This is a genomic window from Sphingomonas leidyi (genome assembly GCF_011761945.1).
In the GTDB taxonomy this organism is placed as follows: Bacteria; Pseudomonadota; Alphaproteobacteria; order Sphingomonadales; family Sphingomonadaceae; genus Sphingomonas; species Sphingomonas leidyi.
In genome coordinates, this window is sequence record NZ_JAASQV010000001.1 from 1,703,442 (window position 1) to 1,719,696 (window position 16,255).

The following is a 16,255-nucleotide window of genomic DNA, read 5'->3' on the forward strand; positions in this document are numbered from 1 at the left end:
ACATGTTCCGCAAGCCCCGCGATAAGGGGCGCCGATGATCAAGGTCGCCAGCTACAATATGCGCAAGTCGATCGGCACCGACCGCCGGCGGCGCCCCGAGCGCACGCTGCAGGTGCTGTGCGAGATCGATGCCGACATCGTCGCGCTTCAGGAAGCCGATCGCCGCTTCGGCGAGCGTTCGGCGGTGCTCACGCAGCATCTGCTCGCCGAGCATAGCGACTACAAGCCCGTCCCCCTCGGCACCAAGGCGCGCTCGATGGGCTGGCACGGCAACGCGCTGCTCGTGCGCAAGGATGCGCAGATCCTCGATTGCGAAGCGATCCACCTGCCGGCACTGGAGCCGCGCGGCGCAGTGATGGCGGATCTGCGCCTGGCCGGCGGGCCGGTGGTGCGGGTGGTCGGCATGCATCTCGACCTGTCCGGCCTGTGGCGGCGGCGCCAGGCGCATGCGATCATCACGCATCTCCAGGCGAGCACGCACCAATATCCGACGATCCTGATGGGCGACCTCAACGAGTGGAGCGCCCAGTCCGGATGCCTGCGCGACTTTGCCGGCCACTTCGCCTTCGCCGCCACCGGCAAGACCTTCCATGCCCGGCGCCCGGTGGCCCGGCTCGACCGGATCATGGCGAGCCCGGACCTGACCATCACCGATGCCGGGGTGCACGACAGCCTCCAGGCGCGTACTGCCTCCGATCACCTGCCCATCTGGGCGACACTGCAAAAGGCCTGATGACCGAAACCCGCGACAAGGAACTGCGCCTCGCGCTCGTCTGCTACGGCGGCATCAGCCTGGCCGTATACATGCACGGCATCACCAAGGAAGTCTGGCGCCTCGCCCGCGCCAGCTGTGCCGAGCGCGACGGGGCGGACGGACGGCCCGACGTGTATCGCGAGCTGATCGAGGAGATTCGCGAGACGTCGGGCGTCAACCTGCGCGTGCTCGTCGATATCCTCGCAGGCGCCAGCGCAGGAGGCATCAACACGGTGTTCCTGGCCCAGGCGATCGCCACCGGCCAGTCGCTCGATCCGCTGACCGACCTGTGGATGGACAATGCGGACGTCGAGGCGCTGCTCGAGCCGCGCCAGCGCCCGTCGCACCGCTTCGCCAAGATATGGGCGGTGCCGATCGCCTGGCTGGTCGCGAACCGTTCCAAGACGGTGGACGAGACGGTGGAGGCCGAGGCGCGCGACGAAGTGCGCCTGAAGCTCGAACATTTCGTCCGTTCGCGCTGGTTCGAGCCGCCCTTTGGCGGCAAGCGGCTGGCCAACACCATCCTCGATGCCTTCGCCGCCATGGCCAAGGGGCCCCGCGACAAGCGCCTGCTGCCCGATGGACAGCCGCTGGACCTGTTCGTCACCGTCACCGATTTTCGCGGCCATCCCGAAGCGCTGCGGCTCAATTCGCCCAGCTCGGTGATCGAGAACGAGCACCGGCTGGTCTTCTCCTTCACCGATCACGGCCTGCCCGGCGAGCGCTTCGCCGATGCCGCCAGCCTCACTTTCGCGGCGCGGGCCACCTCCAGCTTCCCGGGCGCCTTCCCGCCGATGACGGTGGGCGAGATGGACGATCTCCTCGCCGAGCGGAAACAGGCCTGGCCGCAGCGCGATGCCTTTCTGGAGCGCGTCCTGCCGCGCCAATGGGCGGACAGCCGCGGCGAGAAGGCGATCCTGATCGACGGATCGGTGCTCGCCAACGCGCCCTTCCGCCCGGCCATGGAAGCGCTCAAGGAGCGGCCGGCCCGGCGCCAGGTCGACCGGCGCTTCATCTTCGTCGATCCTTTCCCCAATTTCCGCTTCGACTTCTACGGCGCCGAGGCGGACAAGAAGCCCGGCTTCTTCGCCACGATCATCGGCGCGCTCTCCGAGCTGCCGCGCGAGCAGCCGATCCGCGACAATCTCGACGAGATCGCCCGGCGCTCCCACCGGATCGAGCGGATGCTCGCCATCGTCGCCGAAATCCGCGCCGAAGTGGAGACCCAGGTCGAGGCGCTGTTCGGCTATACGCTGTGGCTCGACTATCCCACGCCCAAGCGGCTCGCGACCTGGCGCCGCCGCGCGCAGGTCGCCGCGGCGGCCAAGGCTGGCTATGGCCACACCGCCTATGGCCTGCTGAAGGTGGAGGGTGCGATCGATCGCACGGCGCGGCTGCTCTACACGGTGGGCGAACGGCACGGGCCCGAGCGGCTGCACGAGATCCGCGAGGCGCTGGCCGCCACGGTCCAGTCGCGCGGGGCGGACCGGTTCGGCGCGACGCTTTCCTATGGCGCCTCCCCCGAGACGCTGGAATTCCTGCGCGCCCACGATCTGGGCTTCCGCATCCGCCGCCTGCGCCTGCTCGCCCGCCGGCTCACCGAAGTCGACTTGCCGACGAGCCATGGCGTGCTCCGCCCGATGCGCGAGGCGATCTATGATTCGCTCGCGGCCTATCTCGAACTCAAGCGCGCCGACACCTATGCGGACCTGCGCGACGAGGTCCGGATGATGACCGACGATGCCGGGCCGATCCTCGACCGGCTGGCCGAGCGGATGCAGCTGAAGAAGCTCGACGGCGAGACCGACGCACGGCTGGCGGAAGGGCTGAGCACGCTCGCGAAGGACCTGCGCCGTCCGCTCCTCCTCGCGCATCTGGGCTTTCCCTTCTACGACATCGCCACGCTGCCCCTGTTGCAGGGCGAGGGCGTGGACGAGTTCGATCCGATCCGGGTCGACCGCATCGCCCCGGACGACGCGACGGCGATCCGGGCCGGCGGCGCCGAGGCGACGCTGAAGGGGATCCAGTTCAACAGTTTCGGCGCGTTCTTCAGCCGGGCCTATCGCGAGAACGACTATCTCTGGGGCAGACTGCACGGCGCCGACCGGCTGATCGACATCGTGCTCTCGACGCTCGATCCCGCGACGCGCCCGCCCGAGGACCGTGCCGCGGCGATCAAGCGCCGGGCCTTCCACGCCATCCTCGACGAAGAGGAGAAGCGCCTGACGAAGATCCCCGGGCTGTTCGCGGAATTGCGGGCGGAGATCGGGTGACCGTCGCGTCCGCTATGGCCAAATTGGCCCGCGCGTCATAGAACCGTCCCCGCCTCACGCAGGAAGGGAGAGGGATGCGGTTTCTGAAGGTGCTGTTCTGGCTGTTGCTGGGCGGCCTCGTCGCTGGCTTCGTGATCTACAATGGCGACGAACGCGTGAACGTGCATCTGTGGAGCGGCCTCATTGCCGATTTCAGCCTGCCGCTGCTGCTGATCCTCGTCTTCCTCGCCGGGCTGCTGCCCGTGCTGCTCGCCTATCATGCGCTGCGCTGGCGGATGCGCCAGCGGATCACCGGGCTGGAGCGCGCCCTGAACGATCTGCGTGCGATCAACGCGATGCCCGAGCCGGCGCCCGTACCCATGCCCGTGCCGATCCCGCCCCAGACGGCGCTGCCGCTGGGAGATCCGCTATGAGCCCGGTCTATGTCGCGATCGATACGCCGGACCTGGAACGCGCCAAGGCCATCGCCACGCGAGTGAAGGCGCATGTCGGCGGGATCAAGCTCGGCCTCGAATTCTTCATGGCGAACGGCCGTGCCGGCGTGCACGAGATGCACGAGATCGGCCTGCCGATCTTCCTCGACCTCAAGTTCCACGACATTCCCAATACCGTCGCCAAGGCGATCCAGGCGCTGCGCCCGCTCGAGCCCGCGATCCTGACCGTCCACGCCGCGGGCGGCCGCGCCATGCTGGAGGATGCCAAGGCAGCCGCACCCGCGGGCACCAAGGTGGTGGCGGTGACGATGCTCACCAGCCTGGACGACAGCGACCTGGTCTCGGTCGGCCTCAAGCCGGATTCGCACGAGCAGGTGATGCGCCTGACCGAACTCGCCAGGTCGGCGGGCGTCGACGGCATCGTCTGCTCGGGCAACGAAGTCGCCGCCGCCAAGGCGCTTTGGCGCGACGGCTTCTTCGTCATTCCCGGCGTCCGCCCGGCGAACGGCACGGCAGGCGACCAGAAACGCGTGGTCACGCCGCGCGCCGCGCTCGATGCCGGTGCCTCGATCCTGGTGGTCGGCCGCCCCATTACCCAGGCCCAGGATCCCGACCTGGCCGCACGCGAGATCGAGGCGACGCTATAGCAGGAGGCAGTGATGATACGGATCGCGGGTTTCGGACTCTTCGCCCTTTTCCTCGCATTCTTCGGTCTTCACGCTGCCTCTCCGCCGCAATCGGCCAGCTTCGACTGCGCCAGGGCCAGCCACCCGCTAGAAAGGACGATCTGCGCCAGCCCGAAGCTGCGCGCGCTCGATGGCGAAGTGGCGGCGCTCTACAAGGCGAAGCTCGCCCTCCTGTTCGACAAGCAGGGCTTTCGCGGGCAGCAGCGCGACTGGCAGCAGATCCTGCGCACCCGCTGCGCCAAGACCTGCGATCCCGCTTCGGTGGAGCGCGACTATGCCGTCCAGCGCGATTCCCTGCGCAGCTTCAACGAGGAGCTGTGGGAAGCCAGCTACAAGACCGCCGACGTCGCCCAGCTGACGATCAACCATATCGACGCGAACCAGTTCGATTTCGCGCTGAACCGCGATCTCGAGGGCAAGGCGCTCTGCAAGCTGCCGGCCAGCGATGGCGAGGCCGGCGCGATCGCCACGCTCGCCTCGCCCGCCAAGGCGAGCTGGTCCGCCGGCGCGTGCAGGATCGACTTCATCCTGACGCGCGACGCCGGCGGCCATGTCACCCGGATCGACACGGCCGCGTCAGCGGGCTGCAAGCGCTATTGCACGGGCAATTACGGCCTGAGCGACACCTTCCTGCCCGCCAATAGCTGGGTCGCCAGCAATCAGTGAGCGCCGTCGTTGAGCAGGGCGAATACCTGGGCATAGTCCCCGCGCGCCTCGGCGAAGCGGAGGAATTTCACGCGCTCGGTCAGGTTCTCGGCCGCACCCGCCTCCAGCTGGGCCAGGGTCTCGGCGATATAGTCGGCGAGCGGCATCGAATTGGGGTTCTCGGCATGGCCGGGCATCAGGTCGGTCGCCACCGCCGGCGGGGCGATCTCGATCACTTCGACATTGGTACCCTTCAGCTGGTGGCGCAGCGACTGGGTCCAGCTGTGGATCGCCGCCTTGGTCGCCGAATAGGTGGGCGTGGCCGCGAGCGGGACGAAGGCCAGGCCCGAGCTGACGGTCAGCACTGCCGCCTTGGGACGGGCCAGCAGGTGCGGGAGCAGCGCGGCATTGAGGCGCAGCGGCCCGAGCAGATTGGTGGCGATCGTCGCCTCGCCGATGGCCAGGTCGGATCCCGGGGCGACAAGCTTCTCGGCCTGCATGATCCCGGCATTGTGGAGCACCACGTCGAGCGCCGGATGCGCCGCGACGATTTCGCGGGCGAAGCGGGCGACGTCGTCGGCATCGGCCACGTCCAGCGTTGCGGTGGCGATGCCCGGATTGGCGGCGGCAACTTCCTCGAGCGCGCTCGCGCGACGGCCCGAGACGATCACCTTGTTGCCCCGCGCATGCAGCGCCTCGGCGAGCGCGCGGCCGATGCCCGAGCCGCCGCCGGTGATCAGGATGGTGTTGCCGGTCATGTCCATGTTCGGATCCCTTCCGTGAATGCCTGGACGCTGGATATCGCATCATGGTACCCATTGGGGAGTAGGCACCCAAGATATTCATACATACCTTTTGGAAACCATGGCCGATTACGACCCCCATCGCTACCCCGATCTCGACCCGCGGGTGGAAGCGTTCGTCACCGAGATCATCGGCCGCGTCGCCGACAAATGGACGATGATCGTGCTCGAGGCGCTCGCCGAACATGGCGAGCTGCGCTTCTCCAGGCTGCGCGCCGAATGCGGCGGGATCAGCCAGAAGATGCTCACCCAGACGGTGCGCCAGATGGAACGCGACGGGCTGCTGGTCCGCACCGTTCATCCGGTGATCCCGCCACGGGTGGAGTACAGGCTCACCGACCTTGGCGGCAGCCTTGCAGAGGCTTTCTGCGGCGTGTGGGTCTGGGCGGCACGCAATCTGGGACGGATCGAGGCGTCCCGCGCCGCCTTCGATGCGCGGGCGGCGGCATAGGCGCTTGCCAAAGCCGCCCCGGCATCCGACAGAGCCCGCCATGCCCGACAAGCTGACGATCCGCCTTGCCACCCGCGACGACCTGCCGGCGCTCCACCCCGTGATCGAACGCGCCTATCGCGGAGACGCCGCGCGCGGGGGCTGGACGCATGAGGCCGACCTGATCACCGAGGGCAGCCGCACCGAACTGGCGACGCTGGAGGCGATCCTGGCCGATCCCGCCCAGCGGCTGCTGGTGGCGCTGGGCGAGAACGGCCCGATCGGCTGCGTCCAGGTGACCGACAAGGGCGATCGCCTCGCCTATCTCGGCCTGCTCTGCGTCGATCCGCTGCTTCAGGCCGGCGGGCTCGGCAAGCGGCTGGTCGCGGCGGCGGAGGACTGCGCACGGGAGGCCTTCGGCACCGTGCGGATGGAGATGACGGTGATCGACACCCGCACCGAACTGATCGCCTATTATGTGCGCCGCGGCTATGCGAACTCGGGCGAGAAGCGCGATTTCGTGATCCCGCTCGATCCGCCGCTGTTCATGGACGTGCTGGTCAAGGACCTCTGAAATCCTTCAGGAAACTGGCGATCTCGCGACGATTGCCGAGCCAGGCGAATTCGCCGGAATAGCCTTCCAGCATCGCTTCCACGCGCGGCAGGGTCTTGAGGCGGAACAGCAGGACATAACCGAGAAAGCCTAGGTCGAAGCGCTCGGGGCAGCCTTCTGCCATGTCCGGGCGCACCTTGCCGAAGCCGCCGATGATCCTGCGGATCACACGCCAGAGACAGCGCAGCGGCGACAGGTCGAGCAGCACCACCTTGTCGGCGGCGGCAAGGCGGACCGGGAGCGTGCCGGCATAGGTGCCGTCGATGATCCAGCGCGGGCCGGCGGCGAGCGCCCCTACCTGTTCCTGCCATGTCTCCTCGTCCGGCTCGACCCAGCCCGGCCGCCAGTAGAGCTGGTCGAGATGATGGACGGGCAGTCCGGTCCGCCCGCCGAGCTGGCGCGCGAGCGTCGATTTGCCGCTGCCGGGCGATCCGATGACGAGAATGCGTTCGGCCATAGAATTTCTTAGCGGCCCTGGCTGGTGACGTCGCGGCCTTATCCCCCTAAGGCTGCCGCATGCCCGTTACCGCCAAGATCTGCGGCCTGTCCACGCCCGAGACGCTCGACGCCGCCATTGCCGGCGGAGCGAGCCATGTCGGCTTCGTGTTCTTCCCGCCCTCGCCGCGCAATGTGGGCTTGGACCAGGCGCGGGCGCTGATCCGGCGCGTGCCGGGACATGTCGGCACGGTCGGCGTGTTCGTCGATCCCGACGAGGCGCTGCTGTCGGCGGCGCTCGCCACCGGGATCCAGGCGGTGCAACTCCACAAGACCGCCGCCGAGCGCGCCGCCGCTATTCGCACGCGGGTGCCGGTCTGGGCCGCAGTGGCGGTGAAGACCCGCGCCGATATCGACCAGGCGGCAGCCTATCGCGGCGCGGCCGACCGCATCCTCTATGACGCCAAGACTCCCGACGGCGCTGCGCTGCCGGGCGGCATGGGTCTGCGCTTCGACTGGAAGCTGCTCGAGAACATTCCCCAGCCGCTGCCCTGGGCGCTTTCCGGCGGGCTCGACGCCGGCAATGTCCGCGAGGCGGCGAGCGTCACCGGCGCCAGGCTGGTCGATGTCTCCTCCGGCGTCGAGCGCGCTCCGGGAGTCAAGGATGTTGCCAAGATCGCCGCATTCCTCCAAGCGGTGGCGCAATGTTGAGGCCGTTCGCACCTGTCCGCATCGGATTTCGATGGCGCTGATCGCTAGCTCCCGAGCCAGCCTCCGCCATCCGAACCCATGAGAGACGCAATGACCGACACCACCACGCTGCCCAACAGCCTGCGCAATCTTCCCGACGAGCACGGGCATTTCGGCCAGTTCGGCGGCCGCTTCGTCGCCGAGACGCTGATGCCGCTGATCCTCGACCTGGAGCGCGAATATCGCGCGGCCAAGGCCGACCCGGCCTTCCAGGCCGAATTCGACGACCTGATGGAGCATTATGTCGGGCGCCCGAGCCCGCTCTATTTCGCCGAGCGGCTGACCGAGCATTATCGCGCGAGCGCCGCACCCGGCCCAAATGGAGAAAGGCGGGGCGCGAAGATCTATTTCAAGCGCGAGGAACTGAACCATACCGGCGCGCACAAGATCAACAACTGCATCGGCCAGATCCTGCTCGCCCGCCGCATGGGCAAGACGCGGATCATTGCCGAGACCGGCGCGGGCCAGCACGGCGTCGCCACCGCCACCGTCGCGGCGCGGTTCGGCCTGCCCTGCGTGATCTTCATGGGCGCGAAGGACGTCGAGCGGCAGAAGCCCAACGTCTTCCGCATGAAGCTGCTCGGTGCCGAGGTGCATCCGGTGACGAGCGGCGCCGAGACGCTCAAGGACGCGATGAACGAGGCCCTTCGGGACTGGGTCGCGAACGTCCACGACACATTCTACATCATCGGCACGGCGGCGGGCCCGCACCCCTATCCGGAGCTGGTCCGCGACTTCCAGAGCGTGATCGGCACCGAGGCGCGCGAACAGATCCAGAAGGCCGAGGGGCGCCTGCCCGACCTGCTGATCGCCGCGGTGGGCGGCGGATCGAACGCGATCGGGCTGTTCCATCCGTTCCTCGACGATGCCGGCGTGGCGATGATCGGCGTCGAAGCCGCCGGGCACGGCATCGAGACCGGCCAGCATGCCGCCAGCCTGACCGGCGGCGCGCCCGGCATCCTGCACGGCAACCGCACCTACCTGCTCCAGGACGAGGACGGCCAGATCACCGAGGCGCATTCGATCTCGGCGGGGCTCGACTATCCGGGCATCGGCCCCGAGCATAGCTGGCTGCACGAGAGCGGCCGGGTCGAGTATCTGCCCGTTACCGACCAGCAGGCGCTCGACGCCTTCCAGCTCTGCTGCGAGCTGGAGGGGATCATCCCGGCGCTGGAAAGCTCGCACGCGCTGGCAGCTCTAGAATCCAAGGCACGGGAAATGCGCGAGGATCAGATCATCGTGGTCAACGTCTCGGGCCGGGGCGACAAGGACATCTTCACCGTGGCCGATGCGCTGGGAGTGCAGCTGTGAAGCGCCTCGGACTTGTGATGCTGGCTCTTGGTGGTGGGCTCGGATTGACATGGCTGCTGCTCCGGCAAGGCGGCGTAGCGGGGCATTGGGCCGGATCCTGGGTCGATGCCTGCAGCGCGGCGCCTGATGCCCGGGCAAAGGCAGGCGACTGTATCGACTGCGTCATCCATGGTTGCGATGCGAGCGCGGCCCTCTGGTTCGGCAGCCTCCCGGTTTTCACTTCTGCCGGCCTGCTGCTGTTCGGCGGGCTGATGTTCGCAATGGGGAAGCTTCGCCGTGGCTAGCCGTCTCTCCGCCGCCTTCCCCGCCGATCGCGCCGCGCTCGTCACCTTCGTCACTGCAGGCGACGGCCCCACCGGCGAAGTCCTCGATGCGCTCGTCGCGGGCGGCGCGGACGTGATCGAACTGGGCATGCCGTTCACCGATCCGATGGCCGACGGCCCTGCGATCCAGGCGGCGAACCTGCGCGCGCTCGCCAGGGGCACTCGCACCGCCGACGTGCTGGCGATCGTCAAGGGCTTCCGCGTGCGCCATCCGGACGTGCCGCTGGTGCTGATGGGCTATGCCAACACCATGACCCGCCCCACCCCCACGGCCTTTGCCGAAGCGGCGGCCCGGGCCGGCGCGGACGGCGTGATCATCGTCGACATCCCGCCCGAGGAAGCCGGCGAGGTCGCGCCCTTCGCGGCGAACGGGATCGACGTGATCCGCCTCGCCACCCCCACCACCGATGCCGGGCGCCTGCCGGCGGTGCTCGCGGGCGCGAGCGGGTTCCTCTACTATGTCTCGGTCGCCGGGATCACCGGGCTGCAACAGGCGGCCCAGGCCTCGATCGAAGACGCCGTGGCGCGGCTCAAGGCCGCGACCGACCTGCCGGTGGCGGTCGGCTTCGGGGTCCGTACGCCCGAGCAGGCCCAGGCGATCGCCCGGGTGGCCGATGGCGTCGTTGTCGGTTCGGCGATCGTGGAACTGGTCGGAAAACATGGGGTAGATGCGCCGGAGCACGTCCGCGCCTATATCCACTCCCTCAAGGCGGCCGTGGAAGCCGCAAGGAAAGAAGTCGCATGAGCTGGATCGATCGCGTCCGCAACGTTCTCGCCTTCACCCCGAAGAAGGAAACCCCCGACAATCTCTGGCACAAGTGCAAGGGATGCGGGCAGATGACCTTCATGAAGGAGCTGGAGGCCAACCAGCATGTCTGCCCGCATTGCGATCATCATGATCGCATCGGCCCGGCCGAGCGCTTCCAGTATCTGTTCGACGAGGGCAGCTATACCGTGCTGCCCAGCCCCAGGGTGGCCGAGGATCCGCTCAAGTTCCGCGACCAGAAGCCCTATCCGGCGCGCCTCAAGGCCGCGCGGACCAGCACCGGCGAACAGGACGCCTTCCTCAATGCCTCGGGCACGATCCTCGGCCGCAAGGCAGTGATCGGCGTGCAGGATTTCGCCTTCATGGGCGGCTCGATGGGCCAGGCCGTGGGCGAGGCGTTCATCCAGGGCGTCGAGGCCGCGATCGCGGCGCGCGCGCCCTATATCGCCTTCACTGCCTCGGGCGGCGCGCGCATGCAGGAAGGCATCCTCTCGCTGATGCAGATGCCGCGCACCACCGTGGCGATCGAGATGCTCCACGATGCGGGCCTGCCCTATATCGTCGTGCTGACCGACCCGACCTCGGGCGGCGTGATGGCCGCCTATGCGATGCTGGGCGACGTCCAGATCGCCGAGCCACGCGCCATGCTCGCCTTCACCGGCCGCCGCGTGATCGAGAACACCATCCGCGAGAAGCTGCCCGACGACTTCCAGACTTCGGAATATTATCGCGAGCACGGCCTGATCGACATGGTCACCCATCGCAAGGAACTGCGCGAGACGCTCGGCCAGCTGATCGGGCTGCTGTGCGAGGGGAAGAAGGCGGCGTGAAAGAAGTGGTCATTATGGCTTTGTTGTTACTAGCGAGCTGCGATGACCGTGCTGATGAATGGACAGGTTGGGCCTATCCCAATGCTGAGGATCGCACATTCTCGGTAAGTCTTTCCGGGTTCAAAACATTTGAGGAATGTCAAAGAGCTACGATCAACCAGCTTCGTAGCTTTCGCCACCCCGACAGAGGAAGTTTTGCCTGCGGACACCGGTGTAAGTGGAACCCGACAGTTCAGGCAAATGTCTGTAAAGAACTACGGAAATAGCCTGCAAAGCAACCGATAAGCCCTGAGCAATAAGCTGCACCAATGGCCGACCACGCGACTTCCTCCGATCCGCAAGTCCAGCGCCAGCTCGACCGGCTGGGCGCGCTGTCGCCGGGTGCCGACATTCTCGGCCTGGAACGCATCGCTCGCCTGCTGGAACGCGTCGGCAGCCCACAGCGCGCGCTGCCGCCGGTGCTCCACGTCGCCGGCACCAACGGCAAGGGCTCGACCTGCGCCTTTCTGCGCGCCGCGATCGAAGCCGCGGGGATGCGCGCGCACGTCTATTCGAGCCCGCATCTCGTCCGCTTCAACGAGCGGATCCGACTTGCCGGCGAACTGATCCCCGACGCCCTGCTCGCCCCGCTGCTCGAGGAAGTGCTCGATGCCGGCGGCGATATCGGCGCCAGCTTCTTCGAAGTGACCACCGCCGCCGCCTTCCTCGCCTTTGCGCGCGTGCCGGCGGACGCGCTGATCCTCGAAGTCGGCCTGGGCGGTCGGCTCGACGCCACCAACGTCGTCGCGCGCCCGGCGGTGACCGGCATCGCCCAGCTCGGCATCGACCATCAGGCGTTCCTGGGCGATACGCTGGAGAAGATCGCCGCGGAGAAGGCGGGCATCGCCAAGCCGGGCGTGCCGCTGGTGACGATGCGCTACGCCCCGCATATCGCCGAGATCGTCGCGGCCGCCGGCGCGCCGGTGTTCGCGCAGGGCGCTGCGTGGGACTTCGAGGTGCGCGGCGACCGGCTCCGCTATAGCGATGCCCGGGGAGCGGTGGAGACGCCCCTCCCGGCCCTTGCCGGGCCGCACCAGCCCGCCAATCTCGCGCTCGCCATCGCGATGCTGCGGCACCAGCAGGCCCTGGCCGTGCCTGACGAAGCGCTTGGCGCAGCCCCTCGCAACGCCCGCTGGCCCGCGCGCATGCAGAGGCTGGGCGACGGCCCCTTGCTGCATCTCCTGCCCCCCGGCAGCGAATTGTGGCTCGACGGCGGGCACAACGAGGCCGCGGCCGCCGCCGTGAGCGCCACGCTGGCACAGGTCGCGCGCGGCCGGCCGGTGCGGCTCGTCCTCGGCATGCTCGCCAACAAGGACGCGCAGGGCCTGCTCGCGCCGTTCGCGCCTCTCGCTTCGGGATTGCACGCAGTGCCGGTGCCCGGGCACGAGCACCATGCCCCCGCGCGCCTCGCCGAAGTCGCCCAGGCGCTCGGCATCCCGCATGCGGCGGTCGCGCCCGACGTCCCGCATGCCCTTGGCGCCATCGCCCGCGAAGGCGGCGCGCCGGTGGTGCTGGTGATGGGGTCGCTGTACCTCGCCGGCACCGTGCTCGACGCGAACGGCGAACTGCCCGCCTAGGCCAAGAGCCTCATATCCTTCCATCGACACCCCGGCCTTGCGCCGGGGTCCCGCTGCCTTGCCGACGCCTGAGAACGGGGCGGCGGCCCGGTCATGGGCGTCCTGTCCCCAACCCCGGATGTCCCATCGGTACATCGCGAACCGTGCTTCGCCCGCGACAGGCCGCCATCGCATTTCTGTTAATGCGATTGACTATCAATAGCGAATGCGCAAGGTTTCCGATCACAGCGATCGGAGTCCCCATGACTGTCAGTGCCACGCTCACCGCCCTGCCCGAACTCCAGCCCGAAGATCCGGGCGCGCGGCTGCTCCTGTTCGGCGTTCGCCAGATGGGCGCGCACGGCATCCATGATGCTTGCACCGCGCACGCCTTCGTCACGGCGTTCGGCAAGGGCTTCCGGCGCCCGCTGGTGCTGCTGCGCGCGCTGATGCAAGAGATGTCGGCGATGTCGGCCGGGCCGATCCAGATCGCGCCATGGTGCTGCGCGCGGATGACCGGGGCGGAGTCCGCGCTGCTCCAGGTGCTCGGCCGGGTACGCACCCAGCCCCAGGTCTCGGCGGTGCTGCTCGCCGACATGCTCGGCGTGCGCGACGCGACGGGCGTGTTGATCACTGCCCATGCCCTTGCCAACAGCTTCGCCGATATGGGGCTGGCGCTCGATCAGTGAAACGCGTCGGGCGGCAGCCTGAGGTCGGTCAGCACCCAGTTCGCGCCGTGCAGCCGGAACTCCAGCGCCGCCCCGTCCTTGCGGGTCAGCAGGAACCGGCCGAAGGCGACGCGGCGATAGCGCATTTCATTCGCCTTGAGCTTGATCGTGTCCGGGCGCGGGGTCTCGGCCAGTGGCGCCGCCGCGAAGATGAAACGCATCCCTTCGGGCGAGACCGCCGCATCGACCACCGTATCGGCGATCCCGGCACGAACCAGCGCCCCCAGCATGCCGCCGCCCTCGCCGCCCGTCCGCGCCGAAAGCTGGGCCTTCACGCTTTCCCGCACCATCGGGAAATCGATATGGCGCGCCAGCGCGTCGATGTCGCGCGCCTCGGCTGCGCGTTTCATCTGCCACAGCGTATAATAGGGCGATCCCCACACCCAGCCGCCGGCGGCGAACAGGATCAGTGCCAGCAGCACGATCAGCCAGCGCTTCTTCATGCCGTCACGCCCTTCGAACGCAGCCCGGCCAGCGTATCCGTCGCCCAGCGATACATGTCCGCCTCCGCCGCGCGCTGCTGGCGATCCATGCGCTTCATGCGTTTCTCCACTTCCTCGAGCACCACAAGAGCCCTGCGATCCCAGCCCTGCGCGATCAGCAGCGCGGCATAGCGGCAGCGCGCCTCCTCGCCCGGCATGCGGGTGACGACATCGGCATAGCGTTCCAGCGCTTCCTCCGCGCGGCCGAGATGCTCGAGCAGCTTGGCACGCAACAGGATCCGGCGATCCCGATCGCTCTGGCCGAGCGGCTCGGGCGCCGCATCGAGCAGCGCCAGCGCCTCCGCGCCCTGGCCGGTCTCGTAAAGCGCCTCGGCCAGCTTGCCCTGGGTCCGCACATCGGGCTCGCCCGCGGTCATCCGGATCGATTCGCGGTAGAGCGGAACCGCCTCGCCGTTACGGCCGAGCCCGGCCAGCGCGTCGGCGACGCGCAGCCGGTTGGCGGCCGTGTCGGCGAGATCGAGCGCATCGCGGGCGGCGCGCAGTTCGCGCTCGGGATCGAGGGCGGACACCGCCTTGGCGCGCGCCGTGCGCACATGGCGGTTCTGGCCCAGGCCAGGCAGGATCTCGACGAAGAAATAGGCGATGGCGCTGACCACGGGCAGGAAGATCAGCGCAGTCACCCACATCGGGTTGCCGCCGCGCCGCATCAGATGGACGATGCACGCCACCTGCAAGCCGATGATCAGCAGATAGGGCATCAGGCGCCCGCGCTTTCCGGCGCGCCCTCGGGCGTGGAGACGATCGGCTCGCCCTTGGGCAGCGGCGCTGGGCGCCACCATTCGATCAGCACCAGCACCACCGCGATCATGCCGAGCCCGGCAGTCACGTAGAAGATGTTGGCATAGCCGTGCTTCTCGATCGCCTCGCCCACCGCGGCACGGCCGAGCGCGCCGACGAGGAAGGTCATCGAGGAGAGCAGCGCATATTGCACCGCGCTATACTCGCGCGAAGTGATCGAGGAGATATAGGCGATGAAGGCGGTGCCCGCGAGCCCGCCCGCGATGTTCTCCCCCGAAATCGCCAGCATCAGCCGGATCATCCGCGGCTCGATGCCGACATGGTCCAGCAGGAACAGATGCGCGAACCCGTCGATCCACGGGCCGCCCAGTGCGAGATCGGCATAGAGCAGGTTCGACGCCGCCGCGACGATGCCGCCCACCAACAGGGTCGGCAGCCGGCCGATCGAGGCGAGCATCAGCCCGCCGATCGCCACGCCCAGGATCGTCATGATCACGCCGAACACCTTGGAAGCGAAGGCGACCTGGTCGTTCGTATAGTGGAGGAAATCGAGATAGAAGGGGAAGGCGAACGGCGCCCAGATCGAATCGGCGATCCGATAGACCAGGATCAGCGCGAGGACGAGGATCGCCCCCCAGCGCAGCCGCTGGACGATCTCGGCGAGCGGCAGGATCAGCGCGCGATAGCTGTGGTTGGCGGCGGCTCGCAGCGCGCTCGGCGCGGGATCCGGGCCTTCGACCTGCCGCGGCAGCCGGTTGGTCCAGCCCGCGACCAGTGCCGGCAGGATGACGGTGGCAACGATGATCCACGGCCCCCAGACCTGGGTGAACACCCCGGCCGACGGCGCCGGCACGCCGGGCACCGGCGGACGCAGCGCCGCGATCATGAAGCTGCCGAGCATGTAGATCGCCCAGGCCCAGCAGACCGCCACGATCCCCAGCGCGACGGCGCGCTGGCCCGCCGCGGGCACCGAATGGCCAGCCAGCGGCGAAGCCTCGTCGGCGGCGTTGCGCTCGGCCTCGGGAGTGAACAGCGTCATCGCCAGCGCGCCGATCATCACCACGCCGAAGCCGATATAGACGGTCGGCCAGCTCAGCCGCGCCGCCAGGATCAGCGCCAGGGCGCCCCCGGTGAGCGCCGCGAGCCGGTTGCCGAGCTGGTAGATCGCCGAGAGCAGGTCGACCGTCGCCGATTCGTCGGCGATCTCGATGCGCCATGCGTCGATCACCACGTCCTGGGTCGCGGAGAGGAAGGCCGCGATCACCGCCAGGCCGGCAAAGCTGCCGATCGCGGTCAGCGGATCGGTGAGCGCCAGCCCGCAGAGCAGCACCGCCAGCCCGGCCTGGCAGAGCACCAGCCAGGAGCGGCGCCGGCCCAGTTGCCCGATCAGCGGCAGACGCGCCCGATCGACCAGCGGCGACCACAGGAACTTGAAGGCATAGGCCAGGCCGATCCAAGAGAGCACGCCGATCGTGGCGAGGCTCACCTTGAGCTCGCCCAGCCAGGCGTTGAGCGTGCCGATCAGCAGCACGAAGGGCAGGCCCGACGCGAATCCCAGCACCAGCATCGCCGCCGTCTTGCGGTTGCGCGTCGCCGCGCGCAGCAGCGCCCAGCCTTTCAATTTGTCGCTCACCTTGC

General features: G+C 68.4%; 19 protein-coding genes. 14 read left to right on the forward strand and 5 right to left on the reverse strand.

Annotated elements, in window-relative coordinates:
* Positions 1-34: 34 nt before the first annotated feature.
* The 5 genes from FHR20_RS08155 (at position 35) to FHR20_RS08175 (ending at position 4,813) form a co-directional block, all read left to right on the forward strand.
* Positions 35-733 (forward strand): endonuclease/exonuclease/phosphatase family protein, encoded by a 699-nt coding sequence (locus FHR20_RS08155; RefSeq protein WP_167299027.1) that lies wholly within the window; start codon positions 35-37, stop codon positions 731-733.
* Positions 733-3,027: a patatin-like protein gene (locus FHR20_RS08160; protein ID WP_167299029.1), complete on the forward strand. Its 2,295-nt coding sequence runs from the start codon at positions 733-735 to the stop codon at positions 3,025-3,027. The genes FHR20_RS08155 and FHR20_RS08160 overlap by 1 nt, the downstream gene beginning before the upstream one ends.
* A 74-nt stretch (positions 3,028-3,101) precedes the next feature.
* Entirely contained in the window at positions 3,102-3,440 is a 339-nt protein-coding gene (locus tag FHR20_RS08165) for a lipopolysaccharide assembly protein LapA domain-containing protein (RefSeq protein WP_167299031.1), read from the forward strand.
* A complete protein-coding gene (gene pyrF, locus FHR20_RS08170; protein ID WP_167299032.1) occupies positions 3,437-4,108 on the forward strand; it encodes an orotidine-5'-phosphate decarboxylase in 672 nt (223 codons plus the stop codon). Before FHR20_RS08165 ends, pyrF begins: the two co-directional genes overlap by 4 nt.
* Before the next feature lie 12 nt (positions 4,109-4,120).
* The gene (locus FHR20_RS08175) at positions 4,121-4,813 is read left to right on the forward strand and encodes a lysozyme inhibitor LprI family protein (RefSeq protein WP_167299034.1); all 693 of its coding nucleotides are present in this window, start codon (positions 4,121-4,123) and stop codon (positions 4,811-4,813) included.
* Here the strand turns inward: FHR20_RS08175 and FHR20_RS08180 are convergent.
* Positions 4,807-5,556, reverse strand: coding sequence for an SDR family oxidoreductase (locus FHR20_RS08180; RefSeq protein ID WP_167299036.1), 750 nt, complete (start codon positions 5,554-5,556; stop codon positions 4,807-4,809). The two genes, FHR20_RS08175 and FHR20_RS08180, sit on opposite strands and share 7 nt — an antisense overlap.
* A 100-nt stretch (positions 5,557-5,656) precedes the next feature.
* Between FHR20_RS08180 and FHR20_RS08185 the strand changes: the two genes are divergently transcribed.
* Together FHR20_RS08185 and FHR20_RS08190 are read left to right on the forward strand one after the other, a co-directional pair.
* Positions 5,657-6,046 (forward strand): winged helix-turn-helix transcriptional regulator, encoded by a 390-nt coding sequence (locus FHR20_RS08185; protein ID WP_167299038.1) that lies wholly within the window; start codon positions 5,657-5,659, stop codon positions 6,044-6,046.
* 40 nt (positions 6,047-6,086) lie between these two features.
* Positions 6,087-6,599 (forward strand): GNAT family N-acetyltransferase, encoded by a 513-nt coding sequence (locus FHR20_RS08190; protein ID WP_167299039.1) that lies wholly within the window; start codon positions 6,087-6,089, stop codon positions 6,597-6,599.
* Here FHR20_RS08190 and FHR20_RS08195 read toward each other — a convergent pair.
* Positions 6,586-7,095: a P-loop NTPase family protein gene (locus tag FHR20_RS08195; protein ID WP_167299041.1), complete on the reverse strand. Its 510-nt coding sequence runs from the start codon at positions 7,093-7,095 to the stop codon at positions 6,586-6,588. The genes FHR20_RS08190 and FHR20_RS08195 overlap by 14 nt on opposite strands.
* 59 nt (positions 7,096-7,154) lie before the next feature.
* On the opposite strand from FHR20_RS08195, the gene FHR20_RS08200 reads away from it, so the two are divergent.
* The 7 genes from FHR20_RS08200 to FHR20_RS08230 all read left to right on the forward strand — a co-directional run bounded on the left by FHR20_RS08200 (position 7,155) and on the right by FHR20_RS08230 (position 13,337).
* Positions 7,155-7,784 carry a phosphoribosylanthranilate isomerase gene (locus FHR20_RS08200; RefSeq protein WP_167299043.1) on the forward strand — a complete coding sequence of 210 codons (630 nt, stop codon included), beginning with the start codon at positions 7,155-7,157 and terminating at the stop codon, positions 7,782-7,784.
* A 90-nt stretch (positions 7,785-7,874) separates the two neighbouring features.
* Positions 7,875-9,134, forward strand: a complete 1,260-nt coding sequence (trpB, locus tag FHR20_RS08205) for a tryptophan synthase subunit beta (RefSeq protein WP_167299045.1) — start codon at positions 7,875-7,877, stop codon at positions 9,132-9,134.
* Positions 9,131-9,418 carry a hypothetical protein gene (locus FHR20_RS08210; protein WP_167299047.1) on the forward strand — a complete coding sequence of 96 codons (288 nt, stop codon included), beginning with the start codon at positions 9,131-9,133 and terminating at the stop codon, positions 9,416-9,418. Before trpB ends, FHR20_RS08210 begins: the two co-directional genes overlap by 4 nt.
* Entirely contained in the window at positions 9,411-10,202 is a 792-nt protein-coding gene (gene trpA, locus FHR20_RS08215; RefSeq protein ID WP_167299049.1) for a tryptophan synthase subunit alpha, read from the forward strand. Before FHR20_RS08210 ends, trpA begins: the two co-directional genes overlap by 8 nt.
* Positions 10,199-11,053, forward strand: coding sequence for an acetyl-CoA carboxylase, carboxyltransferase subunit beta (gene accD, locus FHR20_RS08220; protein WP_137863614.1), 855 nt, complete (start codon positions 10,199-10,201; stop codon positions 11,051-11,053). The genes trpA and accD overlap by 4 nt, the downstream gene beginning before the upstream one ends.
* Positions 11,054-11,361: 308 nt before the next feature.
* Positions 11,362-12,669: a bifunctional folylpolyglutamate synthase/dihydrofolate synthase gene (locus FHR20_RS08225; RefSeq protein WP_167299051.1), complete on the forward strand. Its 1,308-nt coding sequence runs from the start codon at positions 11,362-11,364 to the stop codon at positions 12,667-12,669.
* Between the two features lie 242 nt (positions 12,670-12,911).
* Positions 12,912-13,337 carry a DUF6628 family protein gene (locus FHR20_RS08230; protein ID WP_167299053.1) on the forward strand — a complete coding sequence of 142 codons (426 nt, stop codon included), beginning with the start codon at positions 12,912-12,914 and terminating at the stop codon, positions 13,335-13,337.
* Here the strand turns inward: FHR20_RS08230 and FHR20_RS08235 are convergent.
* Genes FHR20_RS08235 through FHR20_RS08245 form a run of 3 tightly spaced genes read right to left on the reverse strand, consistent with a single transcriptional unit; the run spans position 13,331 to position 16,250 of the window.
* Positions 13,331-13,819, reverse strand: coding sequence for a DUF2939 domain-containing protein (locus FHR20_RS08235; protein ID WP_167299055.1), 489 nt, complete (start codon positions 13,817-13,819; stop codon positions 13,331-13,333). The genes FHR20_RS08230 and FHR20_RS08235 overlap by 7 nt on opposite strands.
* A complete protein-coding gene (locus tag FHR20_RS08240) occupies positions 13,816-14,577 on the reverse strand; it encodes a tetratricopeptide repeat protein (protein WP_167299057.1) in 762 nt (253 codons plus the stop codon). Before FHR20_RS08240 ends, FHR20_RS08235 begins: the two co-directional genes overlap by 4 nt.
* Positions 14,577-16,250 carry an AmpG family muropeptide MFS transporter gene (locus FHR20_RS08245; RefSeq protein WP_341786419.1) on the reverse strand — a complete coding sequence of 558 codons (1,674 nt, stop codon included), beginning with the start codon at positions 16,248-16,250 and terminating at the stop codon, positions 14,577-14,579. Before FHR20_RS08245 ends, FHR20_RS08240 begins: the two co-directional genes overlap by 1 nt.
* Positions 16,251-16,255: the final 5 nt, after the last annotated feature.